The sequence below is a fragment of the Pseudomonas capeferrum genome, assembly GCF_000731675.1.
In the GTDB taxonomy this organism is placed as follows: Bacteria; Pseudomonadota; Gammaproteobacteria; order Pseudomonadales; family Pseudomonadaceae; genus Aquipseudomonas; species Aquipseudomonas capeferrum.
The window spans coordinates 336,137-354,539 of record NZ_JMIT01000004.1; the positions used below are offsets into that span (position 1 = coordinate 336,137).

Here is an 18,403-nt window from a genome sequence, read left to right on the forward strand (position 1 = left end):
CATGACCACGTTCAAGCACATCTTCAGCCCCGCCCTGCTCGCCCTGGCCCTGGTCGGCGGCGCCGCGCATGCCGCGCTGGTGCCCCCTCAGGGCTACTACGAGGGGATCGAAAAGCTCAAGACCAGCGACGGCAAGTTCCGCTGCGAAGCGGCGCCCAAGCCTTACACCGGCGCGCTGCAGTTTCGCAGCAAGTACGAAGGCTCGGACAAGGCACGGGCGACCCTGAACCTGGACTCGGAACAGGCCTTCCGCGATTCCACCAAAGACATCACCACGCTTGAGCGCGGCGTCGCCAAGATGGTCAACCAGTACATGCGTGATGGCCGCCCGGCGCAGCTCGACTGCACCCTGACCTGGCTGGGGGCCTGGGCACGCGCCGATGCGCTGCTGTCCACCGACTACAACCACACCGGCAAGTCGATGCGCAAATGGGCGCTGGGCAGCATGAGCGGCTCATGGCTGCGCCTGAAGTTCTCCAATTCTCAGCCCCTGGCCGCGCACCAGACCGAAGCCGAGCAGATCGAGCGCTGGTTCGCCCGCCTGGCCGAACAGACCGTGCGTGACTGGAGCGACCTGCCGCTGGAGAAGATCAACAACCACAGCTACTGGGCCGCCTGGTCGGTGATGGCCACCGCCGTGGCCACCGACCGCCGCGACCTGTTCGACTGGGCCGTGAAGGAATACAAGGTCGGCGCCAACCAGATCGACGACCAGGGCTTCTTGCCCAATGAAGTCAAGCGCAAGCAGCGCGCCCTGGCCTACCACAACTACGCCCTGCCGCCGCTGGCGATGATCGCAAGCTTCGCCAAGGCCAACGGTGTGGACCTGCGCAGCGAGAACAACTTCGCCCTGCAGCGCCTGGGCGAAGGCGTGCTGGCCGGCGCCCGCGACCCGCGCCATTTCGCAGAGCGCGCAGGTGAAAAACAGGACATGAAAGACCTCAAGGTCGACAGCAAGTACGCCTGGCTCGAGCCCTGGTGCGCGCTGTACCAGTGCGTGGGCGACACGCTTGAGCGCAAGCACGGCATGCAGCCATTCGACAGCTTCAGGCTGGGCGGCAACCTGACCCGGGTCTATGACCCGAGCGCGGCTTCGAAGAAGTAACACCCCTGTCGGGGGTGATCTGTGTGGGAGCGGGCTTGCCCCGCGAAGGCGTCAGCAGCGACAACGCCTTTGCCCTTTCGGGCCTCTTCGCGGGACAAGCCCGCTCCCACAGGAAATGAGTTGCTCTCCAGTCATGAACTGGGGGGTTTGGGGGGCGCTTTGCCCTGGATGCTGTGAACAAATTAGGAGAACCGGGATGGTCTTCTCGTCCAACGTGTTCCTGTTCCTGTTCTTGCCGATCTTCCTCGGCCTGTACTACTTGAGCGGGCAACGCTATCGCAACTTGCTGTTGCTGGTCGCCAGCTACATCTTCTATGCCTGGTGGCGCGTGGACTTCCTCGCCCTGTTCGCCGGCGTGACCCTGTGGAACTACTGGATCGGCCTTAAAGTCGGCGCAGCAGGCGTACGCACCAAGCCGGCGCAGCGCTGGCTGCTGCTGGGCGTGGGCGTCGACCTGGCGATCCTCGGCTATTTCAAGTACGCCAACTTCGGCGTCGACAGCCTCAACGCGATCGTCAGCTCGTTTGGCCTGGAGCCGTTCATCCTCACCCACGTGCTGCTGCCGATCGGTATCTCGTTCTACATCTTCGAGTCGATCAGCTACATCATCGACGTGTACCGCGGCGACACCCCGGCCACCCGCAACCTGATCGACTTCGCAGCGTTCGTGGCGATCTTCCCGCACCTGATCGCCGGCCCCGTGCTGCGCTTCAAGGACCTGGTCGACCAGTTCAACAACCGTACCCACACCCTGGACAAGTTCTCCGAAGGCTGCACCCGCTTCATGCAGGGCTTCATCAAGAAAGTGTTCATCGCCGACACCCTGGCAGTGGTCGCCGACCATTGCTTCGCCCTGCAGAACCCGACCACCGGCGACGCCTGGCTGGGCGCCCTGGCCTATACCGCGCAGCTCTACTTCGACTTCTCTGGCTACAGCGACATGGCCATCGGCCTGGGCCTGATGATGGGCTTCCGCTTCATGGAGAACTTCAAGCAGCCGTACATCAGCCAGTCGATCACCGAGTTCTGGCGCCGCTGGCACATCAGCCTGTCGACCTGGCTGCGCGACTACCTGTACATCACCCTGGGCGGCAACCGCAAAGGCACCTTCAATACCTACCGCAACCTGTTCCTGACCATGCTGCTGGGCGGGCTGTGGCACGGCGCCAACTTCACCTACATCATCTGGGGCGCCTGGCACGGCATGTGGCTGGCCATCGAGCGGGCGCTGGGCCTCGACACCAACCCGCAGCGCTTCAACCCGGTCAAGTGGGCGTTCACCTTCCTGCTGGTGGTGGTTGGCTGGGTGATCTTCCGGGCCGAGAACCTGCACGTGGCCGGCCGCATGTACGGCGCCATGTTCAGCTTTGGTGAATGGCAGCTGTCGGAGCTCAACCGCGCCCAGCTCACCGGGTTGCAAGTAGCCACCCTGATCATCGCCTACCTCACCTTGGCGTACTTCGGCCTGCGCGACTTCTACCGCAACGCCAAGCCGACGCCGCAGGCGACCCCGGTGCAGATCAACGCCGACGGCTCGATTGGCCTGGACTGGACCCGGGTGATGACCCGCGTCCTGATCCTGCTGCTGTTCGTGGCCTCGATCCTCAAGCTTTCGGCGCAGAGCTACTCGCCGTTCCTTTACTTCCAGTTCTGAGGTTGATGACCATGACCCGGACATTACGCATTACCTATTCGCTGTCGTTCCTCGGCCTGCTGGTCGGCATGGGCGCCTGGTCCACTGGCGGCCTGGACAGCTTCCAGCGCACCGCCCAGATGACCTTGCTCAACGGCAAGCTGGCCAAGGCCGCCGAGACCCACTACGACGAGCAGTTCCCGATCAAGCGCCTGGGCACCAACCTCTGGGCGGCACTGGACTTCAAGCTGTTCAACGAAGGGCGCCCAGGCGTGGTGCTGGGCCGCGACCAATGGCTGTTCAGCGATGAAGAGTTCAAACCCACCGCCGGTGCCGAGCAACTGATGCAGGAAAACCTGGCGCTTATCCGTGGCGTGCGCGACACCCTGCAGCAGCATGGCAGCCAGCTGGTGCTGGCGATCGTGCCGGCCAAGGCGCGGGTCTACTCGGAGTATGTGGGCAAGGAGCTGCCAGCCAGCCTGCATGACGACCTGTACAACCAGTTTCATGCCCAGGCCCGCCAGGCCAACGTGTTCGCCCCGGACCTGATGGCGCCCCTGGAGCAGGCCAAGGCCCGTGGCCAGGTATTCCTGCGCACCGACACCCACTGGACGCCGATGGGCGCCGAAGTCGCCGCACAGGCGCTGGCCGAAGCGGTCAGCCGCCAGAGCTTGCTCAATGGTGACCCCCAGGCCTTCATCACCGAAGCCGGCAGTACCGCGCCGTACAAGGGCGACCTGACCAACTTCCTGCCACTCGACCCGCTGTTCAGCAACCTGTTGCCGGCGCCGGACAACCTGCAGCAACGCACAACACGCCCAGCCGAAACCGAAGGCGAGGCGGGCGATGCGCTGTTCGCCGACAGCCAGATTCCGGTCGCACTGGTAGGCACCAGCTACAGCGCCAACCCGCACTGGAACTTCCTCGGTGCCCTGCAGCAAGCCCTGCACAGCGACGTCGCCAACTACGCCGAAGACGGCCATGGCCCGCTGCTGCCGATGCTCAAGTACCTGCAAAGCGATGCTTTCAAAAATGCCGCGCCACAAGTGGTGGTGTGGGAATTCCCCGAACGTTATCTGCCCATGAAAAACGACCTCAGCAGCTTTGATCCGCAGTGGATCGCGCAACTGAAAAACACCCGTAAATCCGAAGAAAACCTGGCCCTGTCGTCCACCCGGACGAACCACTGATCGATAGAGAGGAACACGCACATGACTACCAAAACTTCCATTGCCAAAGCCCTCACCCTCGCGGCCGGCCTTTCCCTTGCTTCGATGCAGGCCTTCGCCGGCGCCGATGCCGCGCTGTATGGCCCGACCGCGCCGAAAGGCTCGACCTTCGTGCGCCTGTACAACGCTGCCAGCGCCCCGGCCGCCGCCTCGGTCGGCAATACCCAGATCAAACAAGTCGGCGCCCAGGCCAGCAGCGACTTCAGCTTCCTGCCCGGTGGCGACTACACAGCCCAGGTCGGCGGCAAGAGCGTCCCGGTCAAACTGGCCTCGGACAAGTACTACACCCTGGTCAACAGCGGCAGCGGCAACCCGCAACTGATCGAAGAGCCACCGTTCAAGAACAAGCAGAAAGCCCTGGTACGCGTACAGAACCTCAGCGACCAGTCGCTGACCCTGAAGACCGCCGATGGCAAGACCGAAGTGGTCACCCCGGTAGCAGCCAAAGGCCGTGGCGAGCGTGAGATCAACCCGGTCAAGGTCAACCTCGCCCTGTATGCAGGTGACAAGAAAGTCAGCGACGTCAAACCCGTCGCCCTGGAGCGCGGCGAAGCTGCCGTGCTGTACGTCACCGGCTCGGGCAGCAGCCTGTCGCCGGTCTGGGTCACCCGCCCAGTGTCCACCCACTGATCCCCTGCCTCGTTAACGACCTTATTGGAGAAACATCATGATCCCGGTAATTCTTTCTGGTGGTAGCGGTTCGCGTCTGTGGCCTCTGTCGCGCAAGCAGTTCCCCAAGCAGTTCCTGGCCCTGACCGGTGAACACACGCTGTTCCAGCAAACCATCCAGCGCCTGGTGTTCGAAGGCATGGATGCGCCGATCGTGGTCTGCAACAAGGACCACAAGTTCATCGTCCAGGAGCAGCTCGGCGCGTTGAAACTTGAAACCCAGGCCATCCTGATGGAGCCGTTCGGCCGCAACACGGCGCCCGCCGTGGCGATGACCGCGATGAAGCTGGTCAGCGAAGGCCGCGACGACTTGATGCTGGTGCTGCCTGCCGACCACGTGATCGACGATCAGAAAGCCCTGCAGCGCGCCCTGGCCCTGGCCACCGTGGCCGCCGAGCGTGGCGAGATGGTGCTGTTCGGCGTGCCGGCGACCAAGCCTGAGACCGGCTATGGCTACATCCGCTCCAGCCAGGACGCACTGCTGCCAGAAGGCGTGGCGCGGGTTGCGCAGTTCGTCGAAAAACCCGATGAAAAACGCGCCGCCGAGTTCGTCAAGGCCGGTGGCTACTTCTGGAACAGCGGCATGTTCCTGTTCCGCGCCAGCCGTTTCCTCGAAGAGCTGAAAAAGCACGACGCCGACATCTACGACACCTGTGTGCTGGCCTTGGAACGCAGCCAGGAAGAAGACGATGTGTTGAGCATCGACGAAGCCACCTTCGCCTGCTGCCCGGACAACTCCATCGACTATGCGGTGATGGAGAAGACCCAGCGTGCCTGCGTGGTGCCGATGTCGGCCGGCTGGAGCGACGTGGGCTGCTGGTCGTCGCTGTGGGAAGTGCACGACAAGGACGACAACGGCAACGTCACCAAAGGCGATGTGGTGGTGCAGGACAGCCGCAACTGCATGATCCATGGCAATGGCAAGCTGGTGTCGGTGATCGGCCTCGAGAACATCGTCGTGGTCGAGACCAAGGACGCCATGATGATTGCCCACAAGGACAAGGTCCAAGGCGTCAAGCAGATGGTCAAGACCCTGGACGAGCAGGGCCGCAGCGAGACTCAGAACCACCTAGAAGTGTACCGCCCATGGGGCTCGTACGACTCGGTGGACATGGGCGGCCGCTTCCAGGTCAAGCACATCACCGTCAAGCCGGGCGCCAGCCTGTCGCTGCAGATGCACCACCACCGCGCCGAGCACTGGATCGTGGTGTCCGGCACTGCCGAAGTGACGTGCGACGAGAACGTGTTCCTGCTGACCGAGAACCAGTCGACCTACATCCCGATCGCCTCGATCCACCGCCTGCGCAACCCAGGCAAGATCCCACTGGAGATCATCGAAGTGCAGTCTGGCAGCTACCTGGGCGAGGATGATATCGAGCGCTTCGAGGACGTCTACGGGCGCACCTCGACGCCGGTCGAGCGTGGTGTTTCGGTGAAAACCATCGCGCAGTAAGTGAAACCCCGGGGCCGCACCTGCAAAGATCACACGATCCGGTAGGAGCGGCCTTGTGTCGCGAAAGGAGGGCAAAGCCCTCCCGCTTTTGAGCCCTCCCCCATTTCAAGCTACGATGGTCAGACCCCGCGCAACCAAGGTCTGCAAGCCCCATGATCATCGGTGCCTTCCTCATCCTCACCTGGCTGGTGCTGCTGCTGCGCTACCCGGCCAAAGCCCTGCCGATATCCCTGGCCGCTGTCTGCGGCCTGGGCCTGGTCGCCCTGTTCGTCGCCTGGCAAGACACCCGCGAAGCCACGCAACTGGCACGCCTGGACCTGCGCCTGAGCTACGCCCCTGACAAGTGCCCCGCCGACCGCGCGCTGCACGTGCACATGAAAAACGGCAACAAAGTCCCGCTCACCGAGCTGCGATGGCGCGTGGGCGCGTATGCGCCGGGCGATACCGTCAACCTTGCCGAAAACACCTACAGCGCGCCGCGTTATCGCGGGCCGGGTGAGCTGCAACCGGGTGCCGAATGGAACGATTGCCTGCCGGTACCGCCTCTGCGTTCCGGCTACCGGGCACAGACGCTGGAGTTTCGTGCCGAGCGTCTGCAAGGTACATTTGCCAATTGACGCATTGCTGCCTCGCGAAGAGGCCGGCGCAGGCCACACACAATTCCCAGACCCAAGGCCCTCCCCATGCCCACCGTCCTGATCACCGGTTGTTCCAGCGGCATCGGCCGCGCCCTGGCCAACGCCTTCCGCGATGCCGGCCACGAGGTCTGGGCCACCGCCCGCAAGCCTGAAGACGTCGAGCAGTTGTCCGCTGCCGGCTTCACCGCCCGGCAACTGGACGTCAATGACAGCGATGCCCTGACGCAACTGGCCGATGAGCTGCAAGCGCGCCACGCCAGCCTCGACATCCTGATCAACAACGCCGGCTACGGCGCCATGGGCCCGCTGCTCGACGGCGGCGTAGACGCCATGCGCCAGCAATTCGAAACCAACGTATTCGCCGTGGTCGGCGTGACCCGCGCGCTGTTCCCGCTGCTGCGTCGCGCACGCGGGCTGGTGGTGAACATCGGCAGCGTTTCCGGGGTGCTGGTCACGCCGTTCGCCGGTGCCTATTGCGCCTCCAAGGCCGCGGTCAACGCCCTGAGCGATGCCCTGCGCCTGGAGCTGGCGCCGTTTGGCATTCGGGTGATGGAAGTGCAACCGGGGGCGATCGCCTCGCAGTTCGCCAGCAATGCCCAGCGCCAGGCCGAGCAGGTACTGGCGGCGGATTCACCGTGGTGGCCGCTGCGCGAGTACGTCCAGGCACGCGCCCGGGCGTCGCAGGACCGGCCGACGCCGGCAGCGGTGTTTGCCCAAGGGGTGCTGGCGGCTACGCGCAAAACGGCGGTGCCTGCGGTGGTGAGGTTGGGCAATGGCAGCACAGCGTTGCCGCTGATCGCCAGGCTGTTGCCGCGGCGGCTGCTGGGCTGGGTGTTGCGCAAGCGGTTCGGGCTGCTGCGTCCGCTTTGATGTTTGGCCAGCACAGCCAGCGCAACCGTCATACCTTTTTCGACGGCTGAGTATCAAACGCCTGCCAGCCCCCGCCCAGCGCCTTGTACAACCCCACCAAGGCCTGGGAAACCGCTGCCGAACTGTCGATCCACTGCTCTTCGCTGGCCAGCAACGCACCCTGTACCGTCAGCACATTGAGAAAGTCCACCGCCCCTTCCACATACTGGCGCTGGGCAGTCTCCAGGGCGATGCGGTTCTGCCGCACCGCCTCGGCCAGGTGGTCGCGGCGCAACTGGCTGGCGTTGTACAGGCGCAGCACATCGTCGATCTCGTGCCAGGCACCGAGCACCACCTTGCGGTAGTTGAGCGCCGCTTCCTGCTGCTGCGCCTCGCGCAACTCCAGCGTGCCTTTGAGCCGCCCCCCTTCGAAGATCGGCAACGACAGTTGCGGGCCGAAGGCGAAGCGGCGCGAGTCCCAGCCGCCGAAGTCGGACAGCTGCATGGCCTGGAACCCCATGCTGCCCGACAGCCGAATGCTCGGGTAGAAGTCGGCCTTGGCCACGCCGATGCTGGCGGTTGCCGCGTGCAACCGCGCCTCGGCCTGGCGAATGTCCGGGCGGCGCTCAGCCAACTCGGACGGCAAGCCGATGGCGAACTGCTGTTGCGGCGCGGGCAGTTCACCGCCTTCAAGCAGCTGCGCCTGCAGGCTGCGTGGCGGTTCGGCCGCGAGCAGGCTGAGGGCGTTGATCAGGTCGTCGCGGCGGGCCTCCAGGCTGGGCAGGCGGGCTTCGATCGAAGCGACCTGGGCACTGGCTTGGGCCACGTCGAGGCGGGTGGCGACACCTTCGGCCTGGCGGTTTTCAGACAGCTTCAAGCTGTGCTGCGCCACCTTCAGGTTGTCACGGGTGACATCGAGCGTGTGCTGTACCGCACGCAATTGAATGTAGTTGCCGGCGGTTTCCGACAGCAGCGCCAGCAGCACGCCACGGCGGTCGTTCTCGGCCACTTCGACCGTCGCATCGGCAGCCTCGACCTGGCGCCGCACGCGGCCCCAGAGGTCCAGCTCCCAACCCGCGACCAGGTCACCCTGCCACAGGTTGAAGGCAGACTTACCGGCATGGCCAGAGGGGTCGCTCAGCCCTTCGGCGCTGTTGCGAGCACGGCTGTAGCCCGCGTTCACATCCACCGAAGGCGCTTCGTCCGCCGCCACCGTACTGCGCAGGGCGCGGCTTTGCAGCAGGCGTGCACTGGCCATCTGCAGGTCCAGGTTGCGTTCGGAGACCTGCTGGATCAGCGCGCTGAGGCGGGCATCGTGAAAGGTTTCCCACCAGCGCAGCTCCAGCGGCTCGGCTTGCGGCTGGCTTGCTGCGGCCTCGCCTTGCAGCGCCGCCCACTGTTGCGGGGCCTGGCTGGCGGGGCGCTGGAAGTCCGGCCCCAGGGTGCAGCCGGCCATGAGCACAGCCAGCAACAACGGGCTCAAGCGTAATGCTGGCTTCATCGCGCGCTCACCTCTTTGCCCTCGAGCTTGTCGCCACGGGTATCGATGGTGGCTTCCACCGACATGCCCACGCGCAGCCGTGCAAGCAGCGCCTGGCCGTCATCGAAGACGATCTTCACCGGAATGCGCTGCACCACCTTGGTGAAGTTACCGGTGGCATTGTCGGGTTTGACGGCGGCAAAGGTGACCCCGGTGGCCGGCGCAATACTCTCGACATGGCCCTTGAGTTGCTCGCCAGAGAAGGTGTCGACCGTGATGCTCACCGGTTGGCCAGGCTGCACGTGGGTCAGCTGGGTTTCCTGGAAGTTGCCGACCACATAGGCCTGCTGCAACGGCACCACCGACAACAGGCGAGCACCCGGGTTGACATAGGCGCCCACGCGCAAGGCACGCTCACCGACCATGCCGTCCACCGGTGCGGTGATGCGCGTGTAGGACAGGTCCAGCTGGGCCTTTTCCAGCCCGGCTTCAGCACGCTTGAGCTGGCCATCGGCACTGGCCACCTGGGCGGTGAGGATATCCACCTGTTTGCGTGTCGCCAGCAAGGCCGCCTGGGTATTGGCCAGGCGCGCGCGGGCCTGGTCGACCCCACTGCGCGCTTGCTGCGCGTTCTGCACGGTACCGGCGCCCTGCTCGGCCAGGCGGCTGTAGCGGTTGACTTCATGATCGGCGAAGGCGGTTTCGGCCTGAGCCGCTTTTACCGCGGCCTCGGCCTGGGCGATCAGTGCCGCCTGGCGCTCCAGCGTGGCGCGGGCGTCGGCGCTCTGCGCCTTGGCCACCAGCAATTGCGCCTGGGCAGCGTCGAGCGCGGCCTGGTAGTCGCGGGCATCGATGGTCGCCAGCAACTGGCCGGCCTTGACCTGCTGGTTGTCCTCGACCAGCACCTCTTTGATAAAGCCTGCGACTTTGGGCGCGACCACGGTGTAGTCGGCGATCACGTAGGCGTCGTTGGTGCGCTGGCGGTGGTCACTGCCAAACATCCAGGGGCCGACGATGCCGGCCAGCACGGCCACGGCGAGCACCGAGCCGATGATGATTGTCTTGCGGTTGTTGGTCATCTCAAGTTCTCGAATTCATTCACGGGCTCAAGCCACCGCACGCGGCGGGAAGATCCGGGTAGGCACGAAGGGGATCAGGCAGATCAAAGCGACGGCGATGCAGGCCATCACCAGGTACTGGTCGGCCGAGGTCAGTACCTGGGCCTGTTCATGAATGCGTCGGGCAAGGCCGGTGGCGCTGCCATCGATCAACGGCGCGTTGCCCAGGCTGTCGACCAGGTGGTTGGAATGAAAATGCCGGCGCACGGTGCCCAGGGCATCCAGCAGGCCACCGGCAATCACCGCCGACAGCCCTTTGACCGTGTTGAACCAGGCCGAGGCGAACGGGCCCTCCTGCGGGGTCATGCCATTGGTGGAAAGCATCAGCAACGGCAACACCGCCATCGGCTGGCCAAACACCTGCAGCAGGTAGAAGGGGTAGAAATCGCCGCGAATCCATTCGGAGGTCAACAGGCTGCAGCCCACGCACGACACCGCCAGCATGCCAAGCCCGATCGCCAGCACCCAGCGGCAATCCACCACGCGCAGGTTGCACAGCGCTGCCGTGAGCGGCAGGGCGATGAGTTGCGGCATGGCCACCAGCATCATCAGCGGGCTGGTCTGCGCCGGGCGGTAGCCCTGGATCTGCGCCAGGTAGGCTGACGGGATGGTGCCCACGCCAGACAACACAACCAACACGCCGGCCAGGGTCAACAAGGCAAAACTCAGGTTGCGCCGCGAGAGCATGCGCAGCTGGAAGAACGGCAGCGGCTCGGACCATTCGTTGTACATGAACAGCACCAGCAACAGCAGGCCGCCCCCCAGCAGCCAGCAGATCAGCGGCGAGTCGAACCAGCCCCAGCGGTCACCCAGCGACAAGCCGAGGACGATGCAACTGATGGCCGGCAGGCCAAGCAGCACGCCACGCCAGTCGAGCTGCTTGAAGCGTTCGAGGCGCAGTGGGTCTTGCGGCAGGCCCCAGCCGACACAAGCCATGGCCAGCAGCGACGGCAGGATGATCTGCCAGAACGCCCACTGCCAGCCGACATACTCGGTCCACAGGCCTGCCAGCGGCGTGCCGAGGTTCGGCCCGAAGGTGGCGGTCAGGGCATAGCAGGCCAGGCCATAGACCTTGATGCCCGGTGGCAGAAAGCGCAGCGCGACGCTCATCAGCATCGGCGGCAAGGCGCCAGAGGCGAAACCCTGCAGCACCCGCAGCAGCATCAGGCTGTGCAGGTTGGGGGCGAAGGGTTGCAGCAGGCCCAGCACGGCGAACAGGCCGACGGCAGACAGGGTGAAGCGGCGCAGCGAAAAGGTCGTGGCGAGCCAGGGTGCGAAGGCCATCGCCGACACCGAAGCCGCGCTGTACACGGCCAACAGCCAGGCGCCCTCGTCGGCACCGATGCCCATGGCGCCACGGATGTCGTTGAGGGAAATCTTGGTCACTGCCTCGTTGAGGCCGGCGCACAACACCGCCAGCAACACGCCGAACAGCCCCACCACCACCTGCAGGCCGAACGCCGACTGCGCAGGGGCGGCCGGCGCAGGGGCGGCGGCCAACGCAGCAGAAGGCGCGGTCAGGGAACTCATGGGATACATCTCCAGCAACAATTTTAGGGCTGGAGCAAGTCTAAGAAGATCGAATGCTGACGAAAACTGACTTGTTGGCAGCTCTATATTGCGTCAGACGCAATTGATGGTGCGCTCACGGGTCCAACCGGCCACACGCCCTCAAGGTCTGGCGCAGCCACCGATGCGCTGGGTCGTTGTCGAACCGCGGGTGCCAGGCCTGCATTACATTGACTTTTGCCAGCGGCACCGGGATCTCGAACGAGCGCAAGGGCAGCTTCAAGCGCTGCACGCTGTTGAGGATATTGGCCGGTATCGGCAGGATCAGGTCCGAATCCGGCAACGAGAACATCGCCGAGTGGAAGCTGGTGGTGATCAGCGCCACGCGCCGCTCCACCTTGTGCTGGGCCAACGCCTCATCGATCGGCCCATTGGCCCGGCCGCGGCGCGACACACTGATCTGCGGGTAGGCGGCAAAACGCTCAGGAGTGATCGGGGCGTCGAAGATCGGGTGCCCCACACGCGCCAGGCCCACGAAGTAGGTGTTGAACAGGCTCTGCACTTTGATTTCCGGGCCCAGTTCGATGGCCGAGCTGATGATCAGGTCGATGTGCCCGTTGCGCAGCACCGCATCATCGTCGCCACTGCCCTCCGGCACGAAACGCAGCACCGTGCGCGGCGCCTGGGCCAGCATCATGCGCAGCAACTGGGCACCGTACAGGGCAATGAACAGGTCGTTGGTGCGGATGTTGAAGGCACGGTCAAGGTTCACCAGGTCAACATCGTCACGGCTGCGAAACACCTGCCCAGCCTGCTCCACCAGGCCATGCACCTGCTCGCGCAAGGCCAGCGCACGGGGGGTGGGCACCAGGCCACGGCCGGCGCGTACCAGAATCGGGTCACCCAGGGCATCGCGAATGCGCCCCAAGGTGCGGCTCATGGCCGCCGGGCTCAGGTTCATGCGCTGCGCCGCGCCCACCACACTGCCTTCGTCAAGCAAGGCGTCGAGGGCGACGAGCAGGTTCATGTCCGGGAGTTGCATGGCCGTTTTCCGTTACAGCTGTGGGAAAGGCGATGGTAGCAGGTTGGTTGATTGCATCAGACGCAATGCGCTCTTGCGTGGTGGGGCATTTATTTGCTGGGCATGTTCGGCCATAAATGGGTTATTGGCAGGTCCGGCCCTTTCGCGGGGCAAGCCCGCTCCCACAGTTTACTCCACAGCGTTTGGGCATTTTGGGAGTCCAGTGGGAGCGGGCTTGCCCCGCGAAAGGGCCGGACCTGCCAGCACATCACTCAGCCTCAGCCAAGGATCCCCATGCCCAGCACCGTCTTGATTGCCATCGATGCCTCCCCTGCTGCTGCCGCCCTGCTCACCCTCGCCCGCCGCTACTGCCGCCCTGACGAACATGAACTGCACGTGCTGTTGGCCATCGACACCACCTTTACCGTGCACGACCAACCTGCGCCCTATACCGCCGAGGAACTGGAGGAATACCCGGCTGCCTGCGAGGAGCAGCACTTGGGCGAAAGCGCCGTGGCGGATGCCGTGCGTGTGTTGCAAAAGGCGGGTTTTGCCAGCCAAGGGGCCATGGTGGCCGGGCAGCCGGTGGAGGTTATCGTTGGCCAGGCGCAGGAGCTGGGGTGCGAGTTGATCATCATGGGGCACCGGCATTTGTCGCGATTGGGGCGGTTGCTGGATCCGTCGATCAGCGCGAAGGTGATTGACCGGGTCGAGGTGCCGGTATTGGTGGGGGTTGCGGGGTAGAGATTGGGGGTGAGCCTGCGAGGGTTCGCCTTGAGTTTTGCAGCGCCCATGAGATCGAGCGCCGCCCGCGCGGCGCTCGATCTCATGGGCGCCAGAAGGGTTGCGGCGAACACTGGGGCAAACACCTCACTCCTCCCCCGGCTTCACCACCACCGTACAGGTCGTCCCCGCCGCCAGCAAAAACCCTTCTGGCACTTCATCAATGTGAATCCGCACAGGCACCCGCTGCGCCAGCCGCACCCAGTTGAAGGTGGGGTTCACGTCAGCAATCAGCTCGCGGCTCTGCGGGTTGTCGCGATCATAAATACCGCGCGCGATGCTCTCCACATGCCCGGTGATGCGCTCGCCGCTCATCATCTGCAACTCGGCCCGATCACCTACCTTTACATGCGGCAGCTTGGTCTCTTCGAAAAAGCCGTAGACCCAGAATGAGTGCTCATCGACCACCGCCATCACCGCCTCACCGGTGCGCGCATAGTCGCCCTTGTGAATGTTCAGGTTGGTCACGTAGCCATCCACCGTGGCCACGATATGCGTGCGCTTGAGGTTCAGCTCGGCCGCCGCCAGCTCGGCCAGGGCCTGTTGATAATCCGCCTGGGCCGAGTTGGCGATGTTGCTGGCGTCGTCGCGGTTTTCCTTGGAGATCACCAGGTTGTCCATGTCGGCCCGGCGCTTGGCGTTGACCTTGCGCATCTCCCAGGTGGCCTTGCGCGAGGCGACCAGGGCCTTGGCCTGGTCGACGGCCAGCTGATAGTGCTCAGGGTCGATCTGGATCAGCAGGTCGCCCTTCTTCACCCGCTGGTTGTCCTTGACCGGCACACCTACCACATAGCCCGGCACGTCGGCGGCGACGTTGATGATGTCGGCACGCACACGGCCGTCGCGGGTCCATGGCGTGGTCATGTAGTGCAGCCACAACTGGCGGCCGATCGCCACGGCAGCCACCAGCACCAGCAGGGTGGCGATCAGGCTGAAGAACTTTTTCATCGAAGGTTTCTCACCAGTAGACAGACAGCGCCAGGGCGCCGAAAAGGCAGACGAACAGGCTCAGGCGCAGCAGCGCCGGGTGCCAGAAGAAGCGGTAGCCGTCATGGCTGGCGATGAAGCGGTCCAGGCCCCAGGCCAGGCCCAGGGCGAACAGGAACATCAGGGTCATGGTGGGCATGTACACGCCATGGAAGGCGATCTCACGGGGCATGATTTCACGGGGCATTGTGCAATCCTTTCGCCGGTGCCAGCGGCGACTGAGGGTCCAGCAGGGAAGAACGGATGAAGTGCAGGTAGCTTTGCGCGCGGCGCAGCACCGAGGTGTCGAAGTGCCGGGCGAACGGCTCATCGGTGGCTTGCACGCGGCTGATGGCATGGTCCACCGCCACCAGGGCGCGCTCGTGGTTGCTGGCGCTGGGCTGCAGGAACAAGCGCGCCAGCGCCCGGCCCATGACGCGAATGGCCTGACGCCACGGCTGGGATTCGGCATACGCCGGATGGATCGGCGCGCGGGCCTGCTCCTTGCGCAGTTCGATGATGGCGTGGCCGACCTCCAGCACGGTGAACATCCAGCCCATCAGCTCGCTCTGCACCTGCGGTTTGCCGGCCGCCAGGCCATAGGCCTGGTGCAGCAGGTCGCGGGTGCGGCTCTCGAAGGCCGAGCCCAGGCCTCGCAAGCGGCCGCTGATGGCGAACAGCACCTGCTCGCGCAGCTCCTGCTCCAGCCGGCTCCACAGCCAGCGGCTGTTGGGCGGCAGGATGATCGCCCCGGCTGCGGCGCAGACGAACATGCCGATGACCATGCCGATGTAATCGTTGATGAAGGTGTAGGGGTCGTAGACGGTCAGGTTGTTCGGCACCGAACCGATGGCGAAAAACACCAGCAAACCGATGCCGTAACCGGCATAGGCAGGCCGCGACGAGAGGAACGCCCCAAGCACGAAGACCGGCGCCAGGACCATGCACAGCAGCGGGAAGCCGTCGATCCAGGGGAATACGAAGAACGTCTCGAAGAAGCCGACAAAGGCCCCGATCGCCGTGCCGCAGGCCATCTGAAACGACATGCGCTTGGGGTTCGGCGAAGCCGCCGACAGGCCCACGGTGACCGTGGCGATCAGCGTCATCATGCCCCCGCTGGGCCAGTCGCTGAGCAACCAGTAGCTGCCCAACAGCAACAGCACCGCCGAAGCGCGCACACCGGCCGCCAGTGACACCAGCCAGCTGGTCTGCGCCACATAGGGCTCGTCCCACTGCTCGCGCTGATGCGTGTGCGCGGCCAGCGAGGCATGGGTCTCGGCATAGCTGTACATCTCGTCGACGAAGCGGTAGAGCAGCTCGAAAGCGGTATGGAAGTCGAGCAGGTCGGACTCGCTGGGGTCGGTCTGCTGGTACTCGGTGCGCAGCCCACGCACCTGGGCTTGCAGGCCCTCTTTATAGGCGGCCAGCTCCAACGTCAGGCGCAGCGCGTCCGAGTCGGTCAAGGCGCGGCCCACGTAGGGTTCAAGCAACGCGACCAAGGTGTTCAGGCCGGGCTCGATGGCGCTGACGATCTGCAATGGGCCACGTGCGCGCAGGCGTTCGAGCAACCGGTGCAGGGCGTTGAAGCGCGTGGTGATGGCCATGAATTCGCTGTTCATGCGCACCAGCCGGCCAGAGCGCCTGCGCATGTGCGGGTCTTCGAAGGCGGTGACGTTACGCAGGCTCTCCAGGCCCACGGCCTCGGCAACGAAGCGCACGTTGCTGGTTTCGAAACGGTCACGCTGGCTGTCGCCACGCAAGGCTTCGACCACCACCCCGGCAAACACGCCGAAGCGCTGGTACAGGGCGTTGCGCATGGCCGCGCTGGCCGACTGCGGCAAAATCGCGGCGCTGACAAAGGTTGAAACGAGAATTCCCAGGGCGATCTCCAGCACCCGCCACACAGCAGCCATGAAGGCCTGGTCGGGGTGTTGCAGTACCGGCAAGCCGATCATCGCTGCGGTGTAGCCGGCCAGCACGAAACCATAGGCACGGAAGGTGCGGTAGCGCATGGCGCCCGCCGAGCACAGGCCGACCCACAGGGCCAGGCTGGGCAGGAACAGCTCGGTGTTCTGCGGGAAGATGGCGATCAGCGCAACCATCATCGCCGAACCTGCCAGGGTGCCGAGCACCCGGTAGAAGCTCTTGGCGAACACGTGCCCGCTTTGCGGCTGCATGACGATGAACACGGTGATCATCGCCGTGCGCGGCTGCGGCAGTTCCAGGCGCATGGCCAGCCACAGGGTGATGAAGGCGGCAGCCAGCACCTTGAAGATGTAGACCCAGGTCACACCATCGGTGCGCGCCCAGGCAAAGAAGCCCCGGCGCCACTCCAGGCTCTGCAGCCAGCGCACGGGCAGACTGGAAGTGCTCATTTGGCGTTATCCGGCTGCTTGTCGAAAACGGCCAGGGTGGCCGGGGTTTTCGGCGCAGCCTGGCGCCCTGGCTGCGGCACGTCCTGGCCCGCTTGCAGGCCGCCACCCAGGGCTGTGACCAGCTCGGCATGGGCGACCAGGCGGGCGGCCTGCACCTGCTGCTGCACCTGCTGCTGACGGAACAGCAAGGTTTGCGCGTTGAGCACATTCAGGTAGTCGGTCAGGCCACGCTGGAAGGCGACCATGGCGATGTCGTAGGTCTTCTGCGCGGCGGCGACCGATTCGGCGGCGAAGTGCGACTGTTCTTTCATCGACTCACGGCGGATCAGCTGGTCGGAAATGTTTTTCAGCGCTCCGATCACGGTCTGGTTGTAACGCGCCACGGCCATGTCGTAGCCCGCCGAAGCGACGCCCAGCTGCGAGCGCAGGCGGCCACCGTCGAAGATCGGCAGGCTGATGGCCGGGCCGACGTTGTAGTTGAACTTGCGCCCGGTGAGAAACTCCAGCGGGCCGCCGCCGGTGGCCATGAAGCCCAGGCTGCCGACCAGGTCGACATTGGGGAAGAAGCCGGCATGCGCCACGTCGATGCCGCGGGCTTGCGCGGCCACCTGCCAACGGCTGGCCACCACGTCCGGGCGCTGGCCCACCAGTTCGGCGGGCAGTGCCGAGGGCAGCTTCAGCGGGTCGCCGAGGGTCAGGCTCGGGCGCTCGATCTGCGCGCCGTCGCCCGGCCCCTTGCCGGCCAAGGCGGCCAGCTGGTTGCGGGTCAGGGCGATGTCTTCGTTGAGGCTGTCGAGGTGGCGATGGGTTTCCGGCAGCGGCGCTTGCGCCTGGCTGACTTCGAAATGGGTACCGATGCCCGCGTCCAGCCGGCGCTTGGCCAGGGCCAGAATCTGCTCTTGCTGCTCGAGCTCGGCCTTGACGATATCGCGCTGGGCAAAATGCAGGCTCAGTTGAATGTAGGCACGCACCACGTTGCTCTGCAGTTCGAGCTGCGCCTGGCGGGCCTCGGCCACGCTCATGTGCGCCTGGTCGACGGCCTGTTCACTGGCATTGCGTTCGCGGCCCCAGAGGTCGAGGGCATAGCTGAAACCGAGGGCGGCGTTGTTGTCCCAGGTATTGGCGCCCGACAGCGCGCCAGGGCCGTAGAACTGGTCCTCAGGCCAATTGTGGCGCTTGAGTGACGCCTGGCCGTTGGCCTGCAGTTTTTCCGCCGACTCGACCACACCGGCCATGGCCTTGGCCTCGCGCACCCGCGCCATGGCCATGGCCAGGTTGGGGCTGCCTTCGACGGCCAGTGCAACCCAGCGGTTCAGCTGCGGGTCGCGGTAGGCCTGCCACCACTGCTGGTCGGGCCAGTGCGCGTCAGTGGCGGCTTCGCGTATCGCCGCGTCGGTCGTCAGGGTGTTGGCGTGCAACGTCTTGCTTTGCGGGGCGATGCCCCAGGTTCCGATACAGCCGCTCAAGGTGAGGCTAAGGGCACAGGCACTGAACACTTGAAGCGTTCTGATGATGCGACGCGGCACAGCTGCGATTTCCCGAGGAAGAGGTGGAGGGGCCGAGCAATTCTAGGGG

Annotated in this window: 16 protein-coding genes; 8 read left to right on the forward strand and 8 right to left on the reverse strand. The window is 64.9% G+C overall.

Annotated features, from left to right (window positions below; genetic code table 11):
* Window position 1: 1 nt before the first annotated feature.
* The 7 genes from PC358_RS23645 to PC358_RS23675 all read left to right on the forward strand — a co-directional run bounded on the left by PC358_RS23645 (window position 2) and on the right by PC358_RS23675 (window position 7,597).
* Window positions 2–1,105: a mannuronate-specific alginate lyase gene (locus PC358_RS23645; protein ID WP_033702880.1), complete on the forward strand. Its 1,104-nt coding sequence runs from the start codon at window positions 2–4 to the stop codon at window positions 1,103–1,105.
* A gap of 196 nt (window positions 1,106–1,301) precedes the next feature.
* Complete coding sequence (locus PC358_RS23650; RefSeq protein ID WP_033702881.1) at window positions 1,302–2,759, forward strand: MBOAT family O-acyltransferase; 1,458 nt, start codon at window positions 1,302–1,304, stop codon at window positions 2,757–2,759.
* Between the two features lie 11 nt (window positions 2,760–2,770).
* Entirely contained in the window at window positions 2,771–3,928 is a 1,158-nt protein-coding gene (locus PC358_RS23655; protein WP_033702882.1) for an alginate O-acetyltransferase, read from the forward strand.
* Between the two features lie 21 nt (window positions 3,929–3,949).
* Complete coding sequence (locus tag PC358_RS23660; RefSeq protein ID WP_033702883.1) at window positions 3,950–4,597, forward strand: alginate O-acetyltransferase AlgF; 648 nt, start codon at window positions 3,950–3,952, stop codon at window positions 4,595–4,597.
* A 37-nt stretch (window positions 4,598–4,634) separates the two neighbouring features.
* Window positions 4,635–6,089 (forward strand): mannose-1-phosphate guanylyltransferase/mannose-6-phosphate isomerase, encoded by a 1,455-nt coding sequence (locus tag PC358_RS23665; protein ID WP_033702884.1) that lies wholly within the window; start codon window positions 4,635–4,637, stop codon window positions 6,087–6,089.
* Window positions 6,090–6,241: 152 nt separating this feature from the next.
* Entirely contained in the window at window positions 6,242–6,706 is a 465-nt protein-coding gene (locus tag PC358_RS23670) for a hypothetical protein (RefSeq protein ID WP_033702885.1), read from the forward strand.
* A gap of 66 nt (window positions 6,707–6,772) precedes the next feature.
* Window positions 6,773–7,597 carry an SDR family oxidoreductase gene (locus PC358_RS23675; RefSeq protein ID WP_033702886.1) on the forward strand — a complete coding sequence of 275 codons (825 nt, stop codon included), beginning with the start codon at window positions 6,773–6,775 and terminating at the stop codon, window positions 7,595–7,597.
* Window positions 7,598–7,625: 28 nt separating this feature from the next.
* Here the strand turns inward: PC358_RS23675 and PC358_RS23680 are convergent, their stop codons facing one another.
* The 4 genes from PC358_RS23680 to PC358_RS23695 form a co-directional block, all read right to left on the reverse strand.
* Window positions 7,626–9,077, reverse strand: a complete 1,452-nt coding sequence (locus tag PC358_RS23680) for an efflux transporter outer membrane subunit (protein ID WP_033702887.1) — start codon at window positions 9,075–9,077, stop codon at window positions 7,626–7,628.
* A complete protein-coding gene (locus PC358_RS23685; RefSeq protein WP_033702888.1) occupies window positions 9,074–10,135 on the reverse strand; it encodes an HlyD family secretion protein in 1,062 nt (353 codons plus the stop codon). Before PC358_RS23685 ends, PC358_RS23680 begins: the two co-directional genes overlap by 4 nt.
* Window positions 10,136–10,162: 27 nt before the next feature.
* On the reverse strand, window positions 10,163–11,704 hold the full coding sequence (locus tag PC358_RS23690) for an MFS transporter (protein WP_033702889.1): 1,542 nt from the start codon (window positions 11,702–11,704) through the stop codon (window positions 10,163–10,165).
* Window positions 11,705–11,819: 115 nt separating this feature from the next.
* A complete protein-coding gene (locus tag PC358_RS23695) occupies window positions 11,820–12,725 on the reverse strand; it encodes a LysR family transcriptional regulator (protein ID WP_033702890.1) in 906 nt (301 codons plus the stop codon).
* Window positions 12,726–12,998: 273 nt separating this feature from the next.
* Between PC358_RS23695 and PC358_RS23700 the strand changes: the two genes are divergently transcribed.
* A complete protein-coding gene (locus tag PC358_RS23700; RefSeq protein ID WP_033702891.1) occupies window positions 12,999–13,448 on the forward strand; it encodes a universal stress protein in 450 nt (149 codons plus the stop codon).
* Between the two features lie 126 nt (window positions 13,449–13,574).
* Here PC358_RS23700 and PC358_RS23705 read toward each other — a convergent pair whose 3' ends face one another.
* From PC358_RS23705 to PC358_RS23720, 4 genes are read right to left on the reverse strand one after another with little or no spacing between them, the layout of a single operon-like run.
* Window positions 13,575–14,435, reverse strand: coding sequence for an efflux RND transporter periplasmic adaptor subunit (locus PC358_RS23705; RefSeq protein WP_033702892.1), 861 nt, complete (start codon window positions 14,433–14,435; stop codon window positions 13,575–13,577).
* Between the two features lie 10 nt (window positions 14,436–14,445).
* Window positions 14,446–14,646, reverse strand: a complete 201-nt coding sequence (locus PC358_RS23710) for a DUF1656 domain-containing protein (protein ID WP_027595286.1) — start codon at window positions 14,644–14,646, stop codon at window positions 14,446–14,448.
* Window positions 14,647–14,650: 4 nt separating this feature from the next.
* Window positions 14,651–16,828: an FUSC family protein gene (locus PC358_RS23715; RefSeq protein WP_033702893.1), complete on the reverse strand. Its 2,178-nt coding sequence runs from the start codon at window positions 16,826–16,828 to the stop codon at window positions 14,651–14,653.
* On the reverse strand, window positions 16,825–18,354 hold the full coding sequence (locus PC358_RS23720; protein WP_033702894.1) for an efflux transporter outer membrane subunit: 1,530 nt from the start codon (window positions 18,352–18,354) through the stop codon (window positions 16,825–16,827). The genes PC358_RS23715 and PC358_RS23720 overlap by 4 nt, the downstream gene beginning before the upstream one ends.
* Between the last annotated feature and the right edge of the window lie 49 nt (window positions 18,355–18,403).

What these genes read in the sequence shown, in the direction of transcription:
- PC358_RS23645 (WP_033702880.1), top strand. Translation starts at nt 2, where the DNA reads ATGACCACGTTCAAGCACATCTTCAGCCCCGCCCTGCTCGCCCTGGCC.
- PC358_RS23650 (WP_033702881.1), top strand. Translation starts at nt 1,302, where the DNA reads ATGGTCTTCTCGTCCAACGTGTTCCTGTTCCTGTTCTTGCCGATCTTC.
- PC358_RS23655 (WP_033702882.1), top strand. Translation starts at nt 2,771, where the DNA reads ATGACCCGGACATTACGCATTACCTATTCGCTGTCGTTCCTCGGCCTG.
- PC358_RS23660 (WP_033702883.1), top strand. Translation starts at nt 3,950, where the DNA reads ATGACTACCAAAACTTCCATTGCCAAAGCCCTCACCCTCGCGGCCGGC.
- PC358_RS23665 (WP_033702884.1), top strand. Translation starts at nt 4,635, where the DNA reads ATGATCCCGGTAATTCTTTCTGGTGGTAGCGGTTCGCGTCTGTGGCCT.
- PC358_RS23670 (WP_033702885.1), top strand. Translation starts at nt 6,242, where the DNA reads ATGATCATCGGTGCCTTCCTCATCCTCACCTGGCTGGTGCTGCTGCTG.
- PC358_RS23675 (WP_033702886.1), top strand. Translation starts at nt 6,773, where the DNA reads ATGCCCACCGTCCTGATCACCGGTTGTTCCAGCGGCATCGGCCGCGCC.
- PC358_RS23680 (WP_033702887.1), bottom strand. Translation starts at nt 9,077, where the DNA reads ATGAAGCCAGCATTACGCTTGAGCCCGTTGTTGCTGGCTGTGCTCATG.
- PC358_RS23685 (WP_033702888.1), bottom strand. Translation starts at nt 10,135, where the DNA reads ATGACCAACAACCGCAAGACAATCATCATCGGCTCGGTGCTCGCCGTG.
- PC358_RS23690 (WP_033702889.1), bottom strand. Translation starts at nt 11,704, where the DNA reads ATGAGTTCCCTGACCGCGCCTTCTGCTGCGTTGGCCGCCGCCCCTGCG.
- PC358_RS23695 (WP_033702890.1), bottom strand. Translation starts at nt 12,725, where the DNA reads ATGCAACTCCCGGACATGAACCTGCTCGTCGCCCTCGACGCCTTGCTT.
- PC358_RS23700 (WP_033702891.1), top strand. Translation starts at nt 12,999, where the DNA reads ATGCCCAGCACCGTCTTGATTGCCATCGATGCCTCCCCTGCTGCTGCC.
- PC358_RS23705 (WP_033702892.1), bottom strand. Translation starts at nt 14,435, where the DNA reads ATGAAAAAGTTCTTCAGCCTGATCGCCACCCTGCTGGTGCTGGTGGCT.
- PC358_RS23710 (WP_027595286.1), bottom strand. Translation starts at nt 14,646, where the DNA reads ATGCCCCGTGAGATCGCCTTCCATGGCGTGTACATGCCCACCATGACC.
- PC358_RS23715 (WP_033702893.1), bottom strand. Translation starts at nt 16,828, where the DNA reads ATGAGCACTTCCAGTCTGCCCGTGCGCTGGCTGCAGAGCCTGGAGTGG.